Consider the following 18,113-nt stretch of genomic DNA (forward strand, 5'->3'; position numbering starts at 1 on the left):
TTTTGGAAAAGGGCCGCCTCGTGCGGCCCTTTTCTTGTCTTTAGGATCATAGCCAGCAAGGTGGCTTTCACGATCAGCAGGCCTGACGTGGCGAGGAGACCGGTTTCGGGTTGACCCGCCTGAAAGATGTCTGAAAACAGGTTATCCTGTTAGCACAAGCCTCGCGCCCCCCCCCGGAAAGGACTGCTTTGCCATGGCCATACTCGATCGCTTCTCTCTCAAAGGACGAATAGCGCTTGTGACCGGCGCCCGGCAGGGCCTTGGCCTTGAAATCGCCCGTTCCTTTGCCGAAGCCGGCGCCCATGTGATTATCACCGGCCGCAATGAGACGGGTCTCGCCGCCGCCTGCGATGATATCCGCTCGGCTGGCGGCACGGCCTCCGGCAGCACCTTCGATCTCGCCGATGGTGAAGCCCGGCGGGCGGCGATCGCAGAAATCCTCAAGGCGCATGGGCGGCTGGATATTCTCGTCAACAATGTCGGTGCTCGCGACCGCCGCAGCATTGATGCCTTCAGCGACGACGAAATTGCCGCCTTCATGGCCACGGATCTGATCGGTGCCATCGCCCTGTCCCGCGACGCTGCCGCCGCGATGAAGACGAATGGCCACGGGCGGCTGATCTTTGTCAGCTCGATCACCGCCCATAATGCTTTGCCCGGCGACAACCTCTATCCCGCAGCCAAGGCCGGACTGGAAGGCTTTGCCCGTGCGCTCGCGGTGGAATACGGGTCGCTCGGCATCACCAGCAACATCATCGCGCCGGGCATGTTCGCAACCGAAACCAATGCGCATCTGGCCAATGATCCGGACATGCTGGCCTTCGCCCGGTCCCGTGTTCCGGTGCAGCGCTGGGGCCGGCCCGAGGAAATCGCCGGCGCAGCATTGTTGCTCGCCAGTGATGCGGGCTCCTTCATCAATGGTGCCACGATCACCGTTGACGGCGGCCATTCGGTAAAAATGTAGAGCATGACGGCAGGCGCCATAGCTTGACAGAATGGCCGCGGCTTCACCTAAATGTCCGGACACCACCTTTGACGAACGGGCCGGACCAAAATGCTCAGCGCTTTCCTGCATCTCGCATTGATTCACCTGTTAATGGCGATGCTGCCGGGGCCGAATACGGTTGCCGTCAGCTATTTTGCGGCGACCAGATCACGCTCGGCAGGGTTTCGCGCGGCCGCCGGCGTCGCCGCCGCCAGCTTCATCTGGCTTGCACTGAGCCTTGCCGGGGTTGGTACATTTCTGCTGCAGGCGGGTATCTTCTACCGTCTCTTGCGCATCGCCGGAGCGGCCTATCTGATCTATATCGCCATCCGGATGATCCTGGCACGCAGGGCATCGACGCCGGCAGAGCCTCCGCGTGGCGGAGCGCCCTTCCGCTCCGGCTTCATGACGACGCTGTCCAATCCGAAGTCGGCGGTCTTCTGGACAAGCGTTTTCGCGCTCGTGCTGCCCGCCACCGCGCCACCCGGCTTCTATCTTGCGGTGATCGTCTGGATCACGCTTCAGGCCTTCGCCTGGTACGGGCTTGTCGCCCTGTTCCTGTCGACCCCCCTCATTCGCCGGCTCTATAGCAGGGCCGGGCTCTGGCTCGGACGGATTGCCGGTGGCTTCATGCTGCTGTTCGGCCTGAAAATACTGGATGAAGCGCGCCGGACCTGACCGCCACAACGGAAATGACAGCCATGCCGAACAAATTCCCCGCACCGCCTTACTATATCGTCGCCTTTTCATCGCAGCGTCTCGATGCTGATCACCTAGCCTATGACGCGATGTCAGATGCGATGGTTGAACTGGCGCAGGTGCAGCCGGGCTTCATCGGCTTCGACAGCGCGCGCGATGCAGCCGGTTTCGGCATCACCAATTCCTATTGGGAGAGCGAGGATGCTATCCGTGCCTGGAAGCGCAATGTCGATCATCTGGCCGCCCAGCGCCTGGGACGTCTGAACTGGTATGAGGCTTACGACGTGCGCATCGGCAGGATCGATCGCGCCTATGGCTTTGGGCGAAAATAGGCCAGGCTGAACGAAAGAGGCGGCCCGATCAGGCCGCCCTTTCCATTCATTTCAGGTATGCCCCGCCCTTGTCAGCCAGCCTCGCTGACCCGTGCCAGAGCCACGGCGAGGATCTCGCGCTGCTGGCGGTGCTCTTCAAGCCGGTCACGCTCGGTCTGAACGACCTCCGGATCAGCATTGGCAACGAATTTTTCGTTGCCGAGCTTCTTCTCCGAGCGCTGAATATCGGCATCGACCTTGCCGATTGCCTTGTTCAGACGTGCCGTCTCAGCCGAGATGTCAATCAGCTCACCCAGCGGGATACAGGCCGTGGCCTCGCCAATGATCACCTGGGCAGAGCCCTTCGGCGCGATTTTCTCGAAATCGAGCGAAGAGACACGGGCCAGACGCTCGATGGCCGGATAGTGCCGGCCAAGGCGTTCACGGGTATCAGAATTCGCACCGACCATGACCAGTGGCGCCATGGCACCAGCCGGTACGTTCATCTCTGCGCGAACGGAACGGATGCCGGTGATCAGATCCACCAGCCAGTTCAGCTCGGCGGCAGCCTTGTCATCGCGGAAGATCGGCACGCGCCAGTCGGCATGGCATGCCAGACCCTGCTTGCCATCCGTGATATAGGCCCACAGCTCTTCAGTCATGAAGGGCATGAAGGGGTGAAGCAGCTTGTAGGTTTCGGCCAGAACATAGGCGATGCAGGCCTGCGCTTCTGCCTTGGCCTGCTCATCCTCGCCGTTGAAGACAGGCTTCAGCAGCTCCAGATACCAGTCGCAAAGCTGGTTCCAGACAAAGCGGTAGAGGGCGCCCGCCGCATCGTTGAAGCGGAAGGCTTCGATTGCCTGCGTCACATCCTCGGCAGCCTTGGACAGTTCCGTCAGGATCCAGCGGTTGATCGTCTGGGTCGCCTTTTCCGGCGCGAAATCCGGGTCCAGCTTCATGCCGTTCATCTCGGCAAAGCGCGTGGCATTCCACAGCTTGGTGCCGAAATTGCGATAGCCGGCGATGCGGCTTTCATCCAGCTTCACGTCACGGCCCTGCGCCGCCATGATCGCCAGCGTGAAACGCAGCGCATCAGCACCATATTCATCGATCAGATCGAGCGGATTGATGACGTTGCCCTTCGACTTCGACATCTTCTGCCCGTGCTTGTCGCGCACCAGAGCATGAACATAGACCGTGTGGAAAGGCGCAACCGGTTCGCCATCCTCATCCTTCATGAAATAGAGCGAACTCATCATCATCCGGGCGACCCAGAAGAAGATGATGTCAAAACCGGTCACCAGAACGCTGGTCGGGTAATAGCGGGCAAGCTCCGGCGTTTCATCCGGCCAGCCGAGCGTCGAGAACGGCCAGAGCGCGGAAGAGAACCAAGTGTCGAGAACGTCCTCGTCACGGGTCAGGATCTGGTCGGGCTCGAAGTTTTCGAGACGTTCCTCGATCCATGCCTTCCATGGGCCCTCATGCGAAATATAGTGCTGAACAGCGGCGTCGAGCGCCTCTTCCTCGGTCTTCTCAACGAAGACCTGGCCGTCCGGGCCATACCAGGCCGGGATCTGATGGCCCCACCAGAGCTGACGCGAGATGCACCAGGGCTCGATATTCTCCATCCAGTCGAAATAGGTCTTGTCCCAGTTCTTCGGGACGAATTTGGTCGTGCCGTTGCGAACAGCCTCAATGGCGGGCTCAGCCAGCGTCTTGGCATCGGCAAACCACTGGTCGGTCAGCATCGGTTCGATGACGACATTGGAACGGTCGCCGAAAGGCTGCATGATCTTCTTGTTCTCGACCAGCGGAACCGTTTCGCCCTCGCCATTCGTCACCGTGACGGCCAGCCCCTCTTCGGTGATGGCGGCAATGATGCGCTTGCGTGCCACATAGCGATCAAGACCGCGATACTCATCCGGCACCAGATTGATGTCATCAACTTCGGCTTCGTTCGGCAGCGCGCCCGTTTTGGCGATCGTCATCGCCTGAGCGGCGCAGACGGCATAGGGCTCGCCATCATCGCGCATCTGAGCCTTGACGTCCATCAGGCGATAGAGCGGGATCTTGTTGCGGCGGGCGACCTGATAGTCGTTGAAATCATGAGCGCCGGTGATCTTGACCGCGCCCGATCCGAAGGTCGGATCCGGGTATTCATCGGTGATGATCGGGATCAGGCGGCGATGTTCCTTGGGACCAACGGGAATCTCGCAGAACTTGCCGACAATCGGCTTGTAGCGCTCATCAGACGGATGGACGGCAACAGCACCATCCCCCAGCATGGTTTCCGGGCGGGTGGTGGCAATCGAGATATAATCGCGCTCTTCCTGGAAGACGACTTTGCCGTCAGCGTCCTTCTCGACATAGGTGTAGGTCTCGCCGCCGGCCAGCGGATATTTGAAATGCCACATATGGCCGTCGACTTCCTTGTTCTCGACCTCGAGATCGGAAATCGCGGTTTCAAATTGCGGATCCCAGTTGACCAGGCGCTTGCCGCGATAGATCAGCCCTTCCTTGTAAAGCGTTACAAACACTTCAAGAACGGCCTTCGACAGACCTTCATCCATGGTGAATCGCTCACGCGACCAGTCGCAGGAGGCACCAAGCCGGCGCAGCTGATTGAAGATCGTGCCGCCGGATTCTTCCTTCCACTCCCAGACCTTGTCGACAAAGGCCTCACGGCCCATTTCCCGGCGTCCCGGCAACTGGTTTTCCATCAGCTTGCGCTCGACGACCATCTGCGTGGCAATGCCGGCATGGTCCATGCCCGGCTGCCACAGCACGTCCTTGCCGCGCATGCGCTCGAAGCGGATCATGATGTCCTGCAGCGTGTTGTTGAGCGCGTGGCCCATATGCAGCGAGCCCGTCACATTCGGTGGCGGTATCACAATGCTGAAGGACTCCGCACCCGGCTTGGCATTGGCGCCCGCACGGAAGGCATCAGCCTCTTCCCAGCGCTTGGCGATATCGGGTTCAACGCGCGCGGCATCATAAGTCTTTTCAAGCATTTCGAGCCAGTTCCTGCGTTTGCCGGACCCTGCGGCAAAGACATCTGCCTCCGCGTCGGGTTCCGCTCAGAATAATAGGTCGCGAGCGGTCTGCCTGAGGCAAGATCCGGCCCGCTTTCAGAATAGCCGTTGTTAAGCGGTTGCTACAAACACTGTCAACAACAAAGCCGCCCGGGAGAGGGCGGCTTCAGTGAAGAACAGGCGTAAAACCGGGTCTTTTCAGTCCTCGAGGCCTTCACGCATGCGCCGGATCTCTGCCGCAACCAGACGTTCGACGATCGGCGGCATGTTGCGGTCCAGCCATTCGCTGAGCAGCGGCCGCAGTTCGGCCGTGACGATCTCATCAACCGTTCGCGAGCCTTCGCGTTTCAGCGCCCGGCTCAGTTCACGCAGAGAATCGCCGACACGTTTTTCCGCATCAAGCGAAACCAGATGCTCCGTTTCCCGGGGCTGTTCAGCCGCCATTTCCACCGGCTCAGGCGCGACAACAGTCGCTTCGGCAAGGTGAACTGGCTCGGGGTCGCGGGTTTCTTCGGCAAGTTCACGCTCTGTCGCGGCACGAACCTCGGCAGCCACCTCACCGATAGAAGCGGGGTGAATCGCCGGCTCGGAGCGCGTCCCGCGCCAGGCCATGTCATCACCGCGGTTGACGACAACCGGCGCAGGGCGGACCCAGTCCCGCGATGTTGCCGCTTCAGAGATATCGGCGGGCGCCTCAGCCTCATGCGCAATGGGGGAGAAACTGTGATCCGCATCCTCCTGTGCCGCGGCGAAATGGCCCTCGGGGCTGTGCTCCGGTTCGGCCCCATAGGCCTCGGGCTCGCTGTCCTGCGGAAGGCGGCGCTGGCGCTCAAGCTCGCGCCCGGCCTCATCACCGCTGTCGATGATCCTGCGGATAGACGCGAGGATCTCTTCCATGGACGGTTCTTGCTGCATCTTTGGCTGCGCCATTACTCACCTTTCTGTGTTCTGCGATACCCAAACATACGCAGAATTTCATACCCTTCGCCGGCTTGCCGACCCATCCGCAATCCCACGGACCGCCCGGTATTCCGCACTGGCGAAACTTCAGAAACGAATCGCATCATAAGACAGACGGCGCCAAGACAAGAGTGTGCCAGGGTTTCCTGTAATAACGTATTCACAGTTTTTTCAATGAGATGTCACACCGGCCGGCGCAACCGCTCTCAAAACTCGAAGGCACGGGCTTTGCTGAAGCCAGGCAGCGGCTTCACTGCAGCGTTGAAAGATGCAAATTCGGAGAAGCTTTCGCCATCGCGCCGATAGAGCTTGGCCCGGGCCGCATGGCCATAACCGACCACGGCAACGAGCCGGCCGCCATCACGAAGCTGCGACAGAATGGCCTCCGGGATGTATTCCACGGCACCATTGATGAAGATCGCATCATAGGGCGCTTCGGGCGCGTAGCCCTCTTCCAGCGGTGCGCAGACAACGGCGGCATTATCGTAGCCGAGCTCGGTGAGCTTTTCGGATGACGACGATGCCAGCGCCTCGTCGCTCTCGACGGCGACAACGGAATTGGCAAGCAGCGACAGAATCGCTGTCGCATAGCCTTCGCAGCTGCCAACCACCATCACAACGTCGCTCTTGGTGACTTCGAGAAGCTGAAGCAGCTTGGCCAGCGGCGACGCTTCCATCAGATAGCGCGCCGGCGCCCCGGCTGACGGCGCCGTGACCTGAATATCCTCATCGATATAGGCCAGCGCGGCGCTCTCGGCAGCGATAAAGGCCTCACGCGGTACCGAGAGAAAAGCAGAAATCACCGGATGAGACGTTACGTCCGTTGCCCGGATCTGGCTTTCGACCATTTTGACCCGCGCCGTTTCGAAATTCACCATTGCTGCACCTCGCCTCGCTCGACCGTGCGAAACAGTCCGTTCCGCTGCATTTTTCATAAATGCGCTGACCTGATGTGGCAAGGCGTGAGAATGGGGCTGTTTCAATTTTGTCATTTGCCAGACAGCATCTTTCGCCGCTGAAGGGCGGGGACAGATCGCACTGTCCCCGCCCCTTTAGCGCTTCATGGCGGCATCTTCAGGCCGAGCCAGGATCGAATCAGGTCGCACCCTGCCCGCCTGCTGCAGCCGCATGACGAGGCTCTAGCGGTAGCGATTGACCAGAGCACACAGCTTCTGCAGCCCGGCATCATAATTCTGCAGCGACAGAAGAACCTGCGCACATTGCTTGACCACGACACGCTGTTCGTTGGCGGCAAGGTTATCATAGCCAGCCAGCAAGCGTCGGTCCGCACGATCGGGCGACGATGTGCCGCTGCCAGAACTGCCGGAACCGTTCGTGCCACCGCCAATGGCCGATCCGTCGCCAGAGGTACCGGACTGTGATCCATCGCCTGATCCACCGATATCACTGCCCCCGTCGGAGCCGTCAGAACCGTCAGATCCGCTGGAGCCGCCGGAACCGTCGGAATCGCCGCCCGAACTGACATCGACATCGGCAGAAACGCCGCTGCCGCCGCCGATATCCGTATCGACGCTTGCATCAAGTCCGTCAGAGCCGCCAACGCTGGCCGTAACATCTGCAGATATGCCGTCACCGCCGCCGACATCGGCATCCACATCAGCATTGACGCCGCTCTCACCGCCAACGCTGGCGGTCGCATCGGCTTCGACACCATCGCCGCCGCCGACACTGGCGTCGACATCGGCATTGACGCCATTATCCCCGCCGACGCTGGCCGTAACACCAGCATCGACACCATCGCTGGCATCGAGTGACGTGCTGACATTGACGCCGTTTTCTCCACCGATATTCACGTCGAGCGCATTCGCCGGAACCGAGGCGCCAGCTGCAAGAACAAGGGCAAGGGCAACACCGGAGGTCAGCCCGGCCCGTTTGATAGGCTTATGCATGTCATCTCCTCCATTTCGCGGGACCGGTCCACATCCATACAACCGGCCAATTGGTTGCACGCCACTAAACTCATGGCGTTAACCTCAAAATGGAGCGCGCAGGCATTTGTTCCGCTCTGATACGGCATATAAGGCGGAACAGGAGAAGAAAGATGCCGCCCGCCCTGCAGGGGCGCAATTCTGAATAGATGCAATTATGTCGATCATTCAATCACTTGCAACCGACAGCGCCAATAGCGCCGGCCAGCAACAGGGCATGGCTTCACAAAATCTTACATTCATCAATTCTGGATGTCTTCACGGCCTGCTGGAGCCATGGCGCGTGCGCCGCCCTCGCCGATCTCGCGATAGTCATGCCGGTTACCAAGATAGTCGGTGACCTCATAGGACCCGTCCTCACGACGGGTGATATAGGAAGGGCCGATCGGCACCTTGCCGTGACCACCGGGGATATCCAGCACATAGGTCGGCAGACAGAGACCGGAAATATATCCGCGCAGCGCCCGCATGAGCGCCTGGCCGCGTTCCACCGATACCCGGAAATGATTGACGCCGCGCGCCTTGTCGAGATGATGCAGGTAATAGGGCTTGACCCGGTTGCGCACGAGAGCGCGAAACAGATCGGCCAGCACTGCCGCATCATCATTGATGCCCCTGAGCAGAACCGATTGCGAAAACAGCGGGATGCCCGCATCGACCAGTCGCGCGATCGCCGCCCGAACCGGTTCGCCCAGTTCCCGCTCATGGTTGACGTGAATGACGAGACTGACGGCCTTTCGCGAAGACCGCAAAGCCGCGATCAGATCTTCGCCGATCCGTCCCGGGTCGACCAGCGGGATCCGCGTATGGATGCGGATGCTTCCGACATGAGCAACGTCACCAAGCCCCGTCATCAGCGCGGCGATGCGCCGATCAGACAGAACCAGAGGGTCACCGCCCGACAGGATGACTTCGAAAATCTCCTCGTGCCCGCGAATATAGTCGAGCGCGGCATCCAGCTCATCACGCGACAGCGCCTCTTCCGCCTTGCCAACCTTTTCACGCCGGAAGCAGAAGCGGCAATAGACCTGGCAGGTATGGGTCGGCTTCAGCAGCAGACGGTCAGGATAGCGATGCGTGATGCCTTTCACCTTTTCATAGACATCATCGCCAATCGGATCGGCGAGTTCCTCGTCATGGGCCTCAAGCTCCAGACGGTGCGGCACATATTGCGCATAAATCGGATCAGCACGGCCGGCCACCGCGATGCTGTCGACAACATCCGGCGTCAGCCTGATCGAGAATTGATCGGCAACGGCACGCAGCTGCGCGACATCGCCCGCCTCAACCAGGCCCGACGCTCTCAGGCCTTCGGTTGTCGTGACCGCTTTTCTCAGAACCGGCCGGTCATCTTGCTGCATCATCCCATCCAATCCGCACCACCATAAGCACCCGGAGCGAAGACGGGTCTTCAGCCAACGGGCAAACGCGTGGACACGCTCTAGCCGATCCGCTGGCCTTTTGACAATTCTGGCGTCGATATTTGCGTACCCAGCGACCATCACCGTGCGGAAAAACCCATCCGGCGCAACGCAGGATCAGGCATCGCGGCGGCGCAGCTCCTCGCGGATATCCAGAAGAACCTCAAGCTCGGTCGGACCGGCCGGTGCTGCGGGCTGCGCCTCTTCGATCTTCTGCTTGCGATCCGCCGCAGCGCGAATGCGATTGACCGCCTTGACCAGCAGGAAGACGACAAATGCGATGATGACGAAATTGATCACCGAGGTGATGAAGGCGCCATAGGCGAAAATCGCAGCGCCGCTTTCACGTGCCGCCGACAGCCCCGTATCCGGCGGAACCTCGCCGGACATCACCACATACATGTCGGAAAAATCGACGCCGCCGACAATCAGACCGATGATCGGGTCGATGATGTCGGACACCAGCGAACGCACGATCGCCGTAAAGGCGGCGCCGACGATGATACCAACCGCGAGATCAATGACATTGCCGCGCGATATAAAATCTCTGAATTCCTTCAACATCCTGTAACCGTCCCTTCCAGCAAGACATGAAAAAAGCTCCGCTCCTCGGCCGCTTCCCCATCTGGATGTCAGGATGGACGACAGCGCAGATAATTCAACCATTTAGTCGCCGGAACCACCGAAAAATGAAAGCGATGACGAACGAAAAAGCCAACCGGTCCAGCCAGTGCGGGGAAAAGCCGATTGACCGGACAGAAAGAACGTAACTTTATAACATTCTCATTGACAAACGTAATAACATTACATATTCAAATCTCAGCCAAATCGATTGAGCCCGTTATCGGCTGAAACAGGCTGCGGCTCCGTCGCAATTCAGACCTGACGGGCAGCACCTGCCGGCACGATCGAGACACCGATACAGCCCTGGTCCATGCCGGAATCAGCATAAACCATTACTGTAATGTTATATCAATACCAAAAGAGCGTAACATTCCCTCATGAAAGCTGCTCCTCCGCCCCGCCTTTCGCTGCTCGCCCGTCCCTTTCACCAGCGTTTGGCCGGCGTTCTGATCATTCTCGCGCTCCTGTGGCTGGCAATTTTCTGGGCGGTGTCGCTGCCATGAAGCCTGCTGCAATCTGCTTTGACAATGTCACGCTCGCCTATGACCGCCATCCCGCCGTCCACCACCTGACCGGCCGGTTTGAGCCGGGCAGCCTGACGGCAATCGCCGGTCCGAACGGCGCCGGCAAGTCGACCCTCATCAAGGCCCTTATGGGGGAAATTGCCCCTGCTGCCGGGCGTATCGACCGCGGCGGCCTGATGGTGCGCGACCTTGGCTACCTGCCCCAGGCCGCCGAGATCGACCGGCATTTTCCCTTGAGCGTCGCCGACACGGTGATGCTGGGAGCATGGCGCAAGATCGGCGCCTTCGGCGGCATGACGCGGGAAACAGCGCGACAGGCCGAAGAGGCGCTGGCCGCCGTGGGTCTCGAAGGTTTCGAAAGACGACCGATTTCAGCGCTGTCCGCCGGCCAGTTCCAGCGAGTGCTTTTTGCCCGTCTGCTGCTGCAGGATGCCCGCGTTGTCGTGCTGGATGAACCCTTTACCGCAATCGATGCCCGGACCACGCGCGACCTTCTCGATATCGTCATGCGCTGGCATGGCGAGGGGCGAACGGTGATTGCCGTGCTTCACGATTTCGATCAGGTCCGTGCGCATTTTCCGCAGACACTGCTTCTGGCGCGGGAAATGATCGCCTGGGGTGAAACCGAGACCGCGCTTTCGTCGCGTAATCTTTTCAATGCACGCGCGCTGGCTGAAGCCTTTGACGAGGCGGCGGAGCTGTGCCAGCGCGATGCGGTGAACGCCCGATGAGCCCGTATGAACTCCTGTTTCAGCCGTTCATTGATTACGGCTTCATGCGGCGTGCCCTCGTGGCCGCGCTGGCGCTTGGCCTCAGCTCCGGTCCGGTCGGCGTGTTGCTGATGCTGCGCCGCATGAGCCTGATGGGCGATGCCATGAGCCATGCGGTACTGCCCGGCGCCGCGGTTGGCTTTCTGGTCGCCGGAAGCCTGTCGCTTCTGGCCATGGGCCTTGGCGGCCTGGTGGCGGGTCTGAGTGTCGCCCTGCTATCGGGCCTTGTCAGCCGCACCACATCGCTGAAGGAGGATGCGAGTTTCGCGAGTTTCTACCTTACCTCTCTGGCGCTTGGCGTACTGATCGTCTCGCTCAAAGGCTCCAATATCGACCTTCTGCATATTCTGTTCGGAACGATCCTCGCCATCGACGCCCACGCAATCATTCTCGTCGGCGGCATCACCACCTTCACCCTGATCATGCTGGCGCTGGTCTACCGGCCGCTCGTGACCGAATGTTTCGATCCCGGCTTCCTCCGCGCCGTCGGCGGTCTCGGCCCGCTCTATCACTTTCTGTTCCTGCTGCTGGTGGTTCTCAACCTCGTCGCCGGCTTTCAGGCGCTCGGCACGCTGATGGCGGTTGGCATGATGATGCTGCCGGCGGCCATTGCCCAGCTCTGGGCGCGCACCCTGCCCGCCATGTTTGTCGTGGCGGCTACAAGTGCTGCCGTTTCCGGCTTTGTCGGGCTTCTCGTTTCCTATCACCTCGGTTTCGCTTCCGGGCCGACGATCATTCTGACCGCCAGCCTGATCTATGGCGCTTCCCTTGTTGCCGGTCCGTCCGGCTGGGTCCGGCGCCTCGTCAAACGTCCGCATCTGGCGGGCTAATTCCAAGGAGTACCCCATTGAAACACCTGCTTTTCGCGCTCGCGGGCTCGTCTGCGCTGGTCATGGCAAGCCTGACGCCTGCCTCCGCCAAAACCATTGATGTCGTGGCCAGTTTCTCGGTTCTCGCCGATGTGGTGCAAAATGTCGGCGGCGATTATGTCAAGGTCAAGAGCCTTGTCCCCGCCAATGGCGATCCCCACGATTACGAACCCTCCCCCGACGATGCAAAGGCGATCAATGCTGCAGCGGCTACCTTTCTGAGCGGTGAGGGACTTGAGGGCTGGTTTGACCGCCTGGCAAAGGCTGCCGGTGGCAATGTCGCCCCGATCATCGTCTCCGACGGCATCAAGACCCACGACATGAATGAGGACGGCGAGACCGTCACCGATCCGCATGTCTGGAACAGTGCCGCCAACGTACTGATCTGGATCGACAATATCGAAGCCGCCCTGGTGAAGGCCGACCCGGAGGACGAAGCCGGGATCAAGGCATCGGCGGATGCCTACCGCCAGAAGGTCGAAACCCTCGACGCCAACATCAAGGCAGAGATCGCCACGGTGCCGGAAGAAAACCGCAAGGTGCTGACCAGCCATGACGCCTTCGGCTATTATGGCGCGGAATATGGGGTGACCTTCCTCTCGCCGCTTGGCGTCTCGACGGAAACGGAAGCCTCGGCATCGGATGTCGCCCAGCTGATCGACCAGATCAAGGCAGAGGGCGTGAAGGTCTATTTCATCGAGAATTCCAATGATTCCCGCCTGGTGCAGCAGATCGCCAATGCAACGGGCGCAGAGCCGGGCGGCGAGCTCTACCCGGAATCGCTCTCCGGACCCGATGGGCCTGCCCCCACTTATCTCGACTTGATGCAGTACAATACCGATCAGATCGTCAAGGCGATCGCACAGTAATGGCAAAACGCTGCTCGCCGGTGACAGCCGGCGGGCAGCGCGCGAGAACGCCCCCCGGCTTCAGCAACCGGTATGGCGGTTGCCTTTTATCGCGAAGGCAACACCGGTCCCCTCACATGCGATGGATCGACAGACGCTCTTGTAAAGACAGACGCTCTTGTAAAGCTGCACGGCTTTGGCGACAGTGCGGCAGGACAGGAGAGATCGCCATGAAAATTGCCCCGGACGACCATGAGGCTTTTATGCGGATCGCCCTTGGCGAAGCCGAAAAGGCCAGGGAAAGCGGAAGCCACCCCTTCGCCGCCATTCTCGTCAGCGGCCAGGGCGAGGTGCTGATGACCCAGCATAATGCCTATATGCCGGATCATGACATGACAGGCCATGCCGAACGGGTTCTGATGACGCGCGCTTCCATCGGCCTTTCGGCCGAAGAGCTGGAAGCGGCGACCATGTATACCTCCGCGGAACCCTGCGCCATGTGCGCGGGTGCAGCCTATTGGGCCGGGATCAGACGCGTCGTCTACGGCCTGTCCGAAAAACGCCTGAAGGCGATTACCGGCAACCACCCGGAAAATCCGACGCTCGACCTGCCCTGCCGCACCGTCTTCGATGCCGGCCAGCGCAAGGTGGAGGTCATCGGCCCCTTGCTCGAGGATGAGGCCGCCAGAGCGCATGAAGGCATGTGGGGCTAGAGCGCCGTGCATCCGTTCGGATGCACAAAGGACGATGCGCTGGGCTATTGAATCTACGCATCGTGCTTTCCGAAAATCGATTCCGATTTTCGAGCCGATGCGCTAGGCCCTCGCTCGCAGGACCGCGGGCGAGGATCATCTGAATGGGCCGGCAGCCCCATTTCATATTCATATGTCGGGAACGGGCACATGTCGCGACACGAGGCCGTGAGACGGCCCGCCGACAGGTTGAAGGCGAGCCGCCGCCATTTCTTCCCCTGCCCCGTCAGATCTGCCCGCCCAGGCGGGCCAACGGCCCGTGCGGGGATCCGACGGTCAGTCCTGCGTCACTCCATGCCGCTGCTCAGATATTGCTGGACGACATTTGACATGTCGAAAGACGCCCCGCCCTGAACCGGCGGATATTCTTTCAACGTCGCAAGATGCTGCGTCATCAGCACATTCATCGGCTGCACCAGCCAGGACACCTTCTGCATCAGATGGCCATAGGCATCGATCGAATCATAGCTTTCAAACGGATCCATTCGGAGGTTGAAGACCAGCGGCGCCGTCCGCGGAACGAGATTGGCGTAATAGTCTTCCTTGGTCGAGAAATGGAATTTCCACGGCCCCATCCGGACGGCTGTCAGCTTGCTCTCATAGTAGTGGAAGATGTGGTCGCGGGCGGAATGATCCATTTCCCCGGTCCAGTAGGGAAAATTGTTCAGACCATCGATATATTGCTGCTTTTCCTCCATCACCTGGCCGTTGATATCCTCAATGCCCGCAGCCGTGGCGAGCGAGGTGAACATGTCCTGATGCGCCTGAATGCCGTTGAGCACCTGGCCTGCAGGAATGACGCCCGGCCAGCGCAGCATGGACAGCACCCGCACGCCGCCTTCATAGGTCGTCATCTTCTCGCCGCGGAACGGCGTGGTACCGCCATGCGGCCAGGAATTATGCTCCGGTCCGTTATCGGTCGAGTACCAGACGATCGTATCCTCGGCGAGACCATTGGCGTCCAGCCAGTCCAGCACCACGCCGATATCATGGTCGTGCTGCAGCATCCCCGAGCCGTAGAGATCAGCTTCCGAGGTATAGTCCTCAGCGGCATAGCGCCACTGTTCGTCCAGCCGCGTATAGAGATGCATTCGGCTGGTATTGACCCATACGAAGAACGGTTCATCCGCATCAACCGCTGCCGACATGAAATCAATCGCGCGCGGGATAACCTCAGCAGCGTCGAAATTCTTCATCCGCTCCTGGGTCAGAGGACCGGTATCCTCGATCGTCTGCTTGCCGATACGGCCGAAACGCGGCTGTTCGGTCGGATCGTCGTAATCGGTTGCCTTGCTATGCAGCACGCCGCGCGTGCCGAAACGCTCTTCATAGGCCTCAAGACTACCGGAGAAAGCCTTGCCGAAACGCTGATAGTCGCGCTGCTCGGCTTCTTCCTGGGTATTGAGGTGATACAGGTTCCCGAAGAACTCATCAAAGCCATGAACGGTCGGCAGATGTTCGTTGCGGTCGCCGAGATGGTTCTTGCCGAACTGGCCGGTGCGATAGCCTGCCGCCTTCATGTTCTCCGCCAGACAGGGCGAAGCTGCCTGCAGCCCAAGGGCGGCGCCCGGCTGGCCGACCGTGGTCATGCCGGAACGGATCGGATACTGCCCGGTGATAAAGGCCGCGCGCCCCGCCGTGGAACTCGGCTGCGCATAATGATCGGTAAAGCGAATGCCCTCATTGCCGATACGGTCGATATTCGGCGTATGATAGCCCATTGTTCCCATGCCATAGGCAGAGACATTCTGCCAGCCGATGTCATCGCCCCAGATGACAAGGATATTCGGACGCTTCTTCTTCGGCATTGACTGCGCCCGAGCACGGCGCGGCGTCGACGCCGTCGCCAGACTGGTAAAGGCGGCCAGGACACTCGAACTCAAAAGCAGGTTGCGGCGCGTAACGCCGCTGCCATTCGCTGCCTTGGTCTCAGTCATATCGTCAGGATTATCTTGCATTGCCCGCTCCCAGGATCCTGAACATATCGACCATTCAGATGATCGAAGGTCAAACCGGCAGGCATGAAACAACGGGACCCCGTCATTGTCGTCAGCCTGGAGCCGGCTTCACGCATCAGCTGAAAATTACCGCATTCAGGCAAAAAGGCCCGGCCGGCCAGCTCAGACAATAGATAGTTTCCATGATATTATTATTACGGGTCAATATTTCATATTGAAAAAATTAGTCAAATCAAAACACAAGAAGATATGAATTCTGCAGATAACCAGAGTGTTGATATTAAATTCAACGTCAAATCAGTCAGATGATTGCGTAATCATGAAATCGGGAAAGCGGTTAGCAGCACGGCGAATAGAAACCAAAACCCTCCAAATAACCAGTACGGTTTGACCGAAACCGATCGACCCGTCATGTGCCAATACTTGCCGCCCCAGACCGGGAGCGCCGAACCGGGGAGCAAGCCAAATGAAAAGCCGCAGCCAGGCGCAACACAGCATCAGCCGGACGTTTGGGGAGAGACCTGTCAGGAACGCGATTTCGCCCGGTGATTAGCCATCGGACGTTCATTCCGGGGAGCCTGATGACTGGTCGAAATTCGAAATCATTCGGACGCGCGCCAATTATCTTCTTGCAAAATCAGAAATTGAGATTATATCAACGTTATCGACCATTGCTTGTGACTTCAGTCCAGAGCTTCGCTCCTGTCGGATTTCCTATCAAATAATCGATCTAATCCCGCAAGGTATAGCGGGAACAACAACGATTGCTTTGAAAGGAAATCGTTATGAACACTGGTACCGTGAAGTGGTTTAACAGCACCAAGGGCTTCGGCTTCATCCAGCCTGATGATGGCGGAACGGATGTTTTCGTTCACATTTCGGCTGTCGAGCGCGCTGGCATGCGCGCCCTGTCCGATGGCCAGAAGATCAGCTACGAGCTTGTTCAGGACCGCAAGTCCGGCAAGACTGCGGCTGACAATCTTCAGGCAGCCTGAAAAAGTTAGTGTCATTCGCTCCCGCTGACCACGGATGTACTGGCAGCGTCGCTGAGTGACTGTGAGAGGTCGGGTTCGCCCGGACTTTTATTTTTCCACGGGAGGTTTACATGCCCGTTATCCATTACCGCCCCGGTGACCGTGTCGTGCTGAAACAGCTCCAGCCAGGCAGCATCTATCCGCAAGGCAGCGGCCGGGTCGTCTCACTGCTCCCTGAGCCGCAGGTTCTGGTCCGGTATCGAATCCGCCTCGACAACGAGGTGTTCGAGCGAACCATCGAGCAAGACGACATCGAACCACCATCGACCGCCTCGCAACGCAAGCCCGCAGCCGAGGCCGCGTCACGGATCTCCAGCAAGAGCTGGATCAATCCCGATGCCTTCAGGACAAAAAAATAGCGGAAACATCCGCGTCAGGAGATTACTTTGCAGGTTATCGTTCGAGACAACAATATCGAACAGGCATTGCGCGTCCTTAAGAAAAGGATGCAACGCGAGGGCATTTTCAGGGAAATGCGCGCCCGGCGCGCCTATGAAAAACCCTCCGAGAAGAGAAACAGGCAAGAGGCCGAGGCCGTTCGGCGCCATCGCAAGCTCGAGCGGAAGAAACTTCAGCGCGAAGGCTTGCTGCCCGCGCCCAAGAAAAAGGTGGTCCGTTCGCGCTGAGCGACGACCACTGTCACCTCAGGGAGACACCGATGCCAGCAACCAAACAGAATTTTTTCAAACCGGACAGCAAGGCGACCACCGGCGACAAGGCTGCAACGACAGATCAGATTGCACGAGAAATCATTGCGGATGAAGCTGCCAAGCGCATCCAGAAGACCGAGAGACTTCGCAATCTGAGACAACAGCATGAAGCAGCGCATACCGAGGCCGGACCGACAGCCCCCGCCAAAAAGCAGCGCAAGACAGCCCGAAAAGCGTCGTCCACCGTCAAGTGATTTTGGGTGCAGGGCGATCCGGATATCAGAAGCAGCTGGCACGATTGCAGTGCCGCAACAGGCGGGGCCTGCATGTCGTTGGCAATCCCCGTTTTTCGCCTGCGGCCTCAGCGCGGTCATGAACCGAGGTGCACGGCGTCCATATGCTGCCAGTCGCCGGCCAACTGAGCCTCGACCTGCATTGCGCTGGGACATTCCAGATTGACAGCAAAAATCTGAGGGAAGAAGACACTGCTTGCAGCGCCCGCAGCCACACCTGAGAAGGCCGGTACGTTCCCGGCTGCCACACCAAAGAAAATTACAAAGTAATTTCAATAGCTTGATTGGCGATGTGTGGCAAAATGGAGGCCTCGCCCGGAATCGAACCGGGGTGCAAGGATTTGCAGTCCTCTGCGTAACCACTCCGCCACGAGGCCCCTACTTCGGCAAAACCGAAGCGTTGGCGCGGATTTAGACAGATTCTTATCCGAGCG

At 59.4% G+C, this 18,113-nt stretch carries 18 protein-coding genes and 1 tRNA gene; 11 read left to right on the forward strand and 8 right to left on the reverse strand.

What is annotated here, in order from left to right; genetic code table 11:
• Positions 1 to 193: 193 nt before the first annotated feature.
• From HCK86_RS03380 to HCK86_RS03390, 3 genes are all read left to right on the forward strand, one after another.
• Positions 194 to 964: an SDR family oxidoreductase gene (locus tag HCK86_RS03380; RefSeq protein ID WP_176083079.1), complete on the forward strand. Its 771-nt coding sequence runs from the start codon at positions 194 to 196 to the stop codon at positions 962 to 964.
• Between the two features lie 90 nt (positions 965 to 1,054).
• A complete protein-coding gene (locus tag HCK86_RS03385; RefSeq protein WP_176083080.1) occupies positions 1,055 to 1,663 on the forward strand; it encodes a LysE family transporter in 609 nt (202 codons plus the stop codon).
• 23 nt (positions 1,664 to 1,686) lie between these two features.
• Positions 1,687 to 2,016 (forward strand): antibiotic biosynthesis monooxygenase, encoded by a 330-nt coding sequence (locus HCK86_RS03390; protein WP_176083081.1) that lies wholly within the window; start codon positions 1,687 to 1,689, stop codon positions 2,014 to 2,016.
• A 71-nt stretch (positions 2,017 to 2,087) separates the two neighbouring features.
• On the opposite strand, the gene HCK86_RS03395 is transcribed toward HCK86_RS03390, so the two are convergent.
• From HCK86_RS03395 to mscL, 6 genes are all read right to left on the reverse strand, one after another.
• Positions 2,088 to 5,006 carry a valine--tRNA ligase gene (locus tag HCK86_RS03395; RefSeq protein ID WP_176083082.1) on the reverse strand — a complete coding sequence of 973 codons (2,919 nt, stop codon included), beginning with the start codon at positions 5,004 to 5,006 and terminating at the stop codon, positions 2,088 to 2,090.
• Between the two features lie 219 nt (positions 5,007 to 5,225).
• Positions 5,226 to 5,924, reverse strand: coding sequence for a DUF2497 domain-containing protein (locus HCK86_RS03400; protein WP_176083083.1), 699 nt, complete (start codon positions 5,922 to 5,924; stop codon positions 5,226 to 5,228).
• 269 nt (positions 5,925 to 6,193) lie between these two features.
• Positions 6,194 to 6,865: a protein-L-isoaspartate O-methyltransferase gene (locus HCK86_RS03405; protein WP_176083084.1), complete on the reverse strand. Its 672-nt coding sequence runs from the start codon at positions 6,863 to 6,865 to the stop codon at positions 6,194 to 6,196.
• Between the two features lie 261 nt (positions 6,866 to 7,126).
• The gene (locus HCK86_RS03410; RefSeq protein WP_176083085.1) at positions 7,127 to 7,897 is read right to left on the reverse strand and encodes a hypothetical protein; all 771 of its coding nucleotides are present in this window, start codon (positions 7,895 to 7,897) and stop codon (positions 7,127 to 7,129) included.
• Between the two features lie 281 nt (positions 7,898 to 8,178).
• Positions 8,179 to 9,300, reverse strand: coding sequence for a lysine-2,3-aminomutase-like protein (locus HCK86_RS03415; RefSeq protein WP_246739442.1), 1,122 nt, complete (start codon positions 9,298 to 9,300; stop codon positions 8,179 to 8,181).
• Between the two features lie 174 nt (positions 9,301 to 9,474).
• Entirely contained in the window at positions 9,475 to 9,921 is a 447-nt protein-coding gene (gene mscL, locus HCK86_RS03420; RefSeq protein WP_176083086.1) for a large conductance mechanosensitive channel protein MscL, read from the reverse strand.
• A gap of 559 nt (positions 9,922 to 10,480) precedes the next feature.
• Between mscL and HCK86_RS03425 the strand changes: the two genes are divergently transcribed.
• From HCK86_RS03425 to HCK86_RS03440, 4 genes are all read left to right on the forward strand, one after another.
• On the forward strand, positions 10,481 to 11,236 hold the full coding sequence (locus HCK86_RS03425) for an ABC transporter ATP-binding protein (RefSeq protein ID WP_176083087.1): 756 nt from the start codon (positions 10,481 to 10,483) through the stop codon (positions 11,234 to 11,236).
• On the forward strand, positions 11,233 to 12,105 hold the full coding sequence (locus tag HCK86_RS03430; RefSeq protein ID WP_176083088.1) for a metal ABC transporter permease: 873 nt from the start codon (positions 11,233 to 11,235) through the stop codon (positions 12,103 to 12,105). The genes HCK86_RS03425 and HCK86_RS03430 overlap by 4 nt, the downstream gene beginning before the upstream one ends.
• Positions 12,106 to 12,167: 62 nt before the next feature.
• Positions 12,168 to 13,013 carry a zinc ABC transporter substrate-binding protein gene (locus HCK86_RS03435; RefSeq protein WP_176083484.1) on the forward strand — a complete coding sequence of 282 codons (846 nt, stop codon included), beginning with the start codon at positions 12,168 to 12,170 and terminating at the stop codon, positions 13,011 to 13,013.
• A gap of 209 nt (positions 13,014 to 13,222) precedes the next feature.
• Positions 13,223 to 13,705, forward strand: a complete 483-nt coding sequence (locus tag HCK86_RS03440; RefSeq protein WP_176083089.1) for a nucleoside deaminase — start codon at positions 13,223 to 13,225, stop codon at positions 13,703 to 13,705.
• 326 nt (positions 13,706 to 14,031) lie between these two features.
• Here the strand turns inward: HCK86_RS03440 and HCK86_RS03445 are convergent, their stop codons facing one another.
• On the reverse strand, positions 14,032 to 15,702 hold the full coding sequence (locus HCK86_RS03445; protein WP_246739443.1) for an arylsulfatase: 1,671 nt from the start codon (positions 15,700 to 15,702) through the stop codon (positions 14,032 to 14,034).
• 785 nt (positions 15,703 to 16,487) lie between these two features.
• Between HCK86_RS03445 and HCK86_RS03450 the strand changes: the two genes are divergently transcribed.
• The 4 genes from HCK86_RS03450 (at position 16,488) to HCK86_RS03465 (ending at position 17,640) form a co-directional block, all read left to right on the forward strand.
• A complete protein-coding gene (locus HCK86_RS03450) occupies positions 16,488 to 16,697 on the forward strand; it encodes a cold-shock protein (RefSeq protein ID WP_176083090.1) in 210 nt (69 codons plus the stop codon).
• A 110-nt stretch (positions 16,698 to 16,807) separates the two neighbouring features.
• Positions 16,808 to 17,095: a cold-shock protein gene (locus tag HCK86_RS03455; protein WP_176083091.1), complete on the forward strand. Its 288-nt coding sequence runs from the start codon at positions 16,808 to 16,810 to the stop codon at positions 17,093 to 17,095.
• 27 nt (positions 17,096 to 17,122) lie between these two features.
• Positions 17,123 to 17,362: a 30S ribosomal protein S21 gene (rpsU, locus tag HCK86_RS03460; RefSeq protein WP_176083092.1), complete on the forward strand. Its 240-nt coding sequence runs from the start codon at positions 17,123 to 17,125 to the stop codon at positions 17,360 to 17,362.
• A 32-nt stretch (positions 17,363 to 17,394) separates the two neighbouring features.
• Entirely contained in the window at positions 17,395 to 17,640 is a 246-nt protein-coding gene (locus tag HCK86_RS03465) for a hypothetical protein (protein WP_176083093.1), read from the forward strand.
• 342 nt (positions 17,641 to 17,982) lie between these two features.
• On the opposite strand, the gene HCK86_RS03470 is transcribed toward HCK86_RS03465, so the two are convergent.
• Positions 17,983 to 18,056, reverse strand: a tRNA-Cys gene (locus HCK86_RS03470).
• Positions 18,057 to 18,113: the final 57 nt, after the last annotated feature.

The organism is Martelella sp. HB161492, assembly GCF_013184775.1.
Taxonomy (GTDB): domain Bacteria; phylum Pseudomonadota; class Alphaproteobacteria; order Rhizobiales; family Rhizobiaceae; genus Martelella.

Coding starts and splice junctions, on each gene's coding strand:
- HCK86_RS03410 (WP_176083085.1), bottom strand. CDS start 7,897: ATGCATAAGCCTATCAAACGGGCCGGGCTGACCTCCGGTGTTGCCCTT.
- HCK86_RS03430 (WP_176083088.1), top strand. CDS start 11,233: ATGAGCCCGTATGAACTCCTGTTTCAGCCGTTCATTGATTACGGCTTC.
- HCK86_RS03435 (WP_176083484.1), top strand. CDS start 12,168: ATGGCAAGCCTGACGCCTGCCTCCGCCAAAACCATTGATGTCGTGGCC.
- HCK86_RS03415 (WP_246739442.1), bottom strand. CDS start 9,300: ATGATGCAGCAAGATGACCGGCCGGTTCTGAGAAAAGCGGTCACGACA.
- mscL (WP_176083086.1), bottom strand. CDS start 9,921: ATGTTGAAGGAATTCAGAGATTTTATATCGCGCGGCAATGTCATTGAT.
- HCK86_RS03445 (WP_246739443.1), bottom strand. CDS start 15,702: ATGCAAGATAATCCTGACGATATGACTGAGACCAAGGCAGCGAATGGC.
- HCK86_RS03455 (WP_176083091.1), top strand. CDS start 16,808: ATGCCCGTTATCCATTACCGCCCCGGTGACCGTGTCGTGCTGAAACAG.
- HCK86_RS03395 (WP_176083082.1), bottom strand. CDS start 5,006: ATGCTTGAAAAGACTTATGATGCCGCGCGCGTTGAACCCGATATCGCC.
- HCK86_RS03465 (WP_176083093.1), top strand. CDS start 17,395: ATGCCAGCAACCAAACAGAATTTTTTCAAACCGGACAGCAAGGCGACC.
- HCK86_RS03440 (WP_176083089.1), top strand. CDS start 13,223: ATGAAAATTGCCCCGGACGACCATGAGGCTTTTATGCGGATCGCCCTT.
- HCK86_RS03425 (WP_176083087.1), top strand. CDS start 10,481: ATGAAGCCTGCTGCAATCTGCTTTGACAATGTCACGCTCGCCTATGAC.
- HCK86_RS03390 (WP_176083081.1), top strand. CDS start 1,687: ATGCCGAACAAATTCCCCGCACCGCCTTACTATATCGTCGCCTTTTCA.
- HCK86_RS03385 (WP_176083080.1), top strand. CDS start 1,055: ATGCTCAGCGCTTTCCTGCATCTCGCATTGATTCACCTGTTAATGGCG.
- HCK86_RS03405 (WP_176083084.1), bottom strand. CDS start 6,865: ATGGTGAATTTCGAAACGGCGCGGGTCAAAATGGTCGAAAGCCAGATC.
- HCK86_RS03400 (WP_176083083.1), bottom strand. CDS start 5,924: ATGGAAGAGATCCTCGCGTCTATCCGCAGGATCATCGACAGCGGTGAT.
- HCK86_RS03380 (WP_176083079.1), top strand. CDS start 194: ATGGCCATACTCGATCGCTTCTCTCTCAAAGGACGAATAGCGCTTGTG.
- HCK86_RS03450 (WP_176083090.1), top strand. CDS start 16,488: ATGAACACTGGTACCGTGAAGTGGTTTAACAGCACCAAGGGCTTCGGC.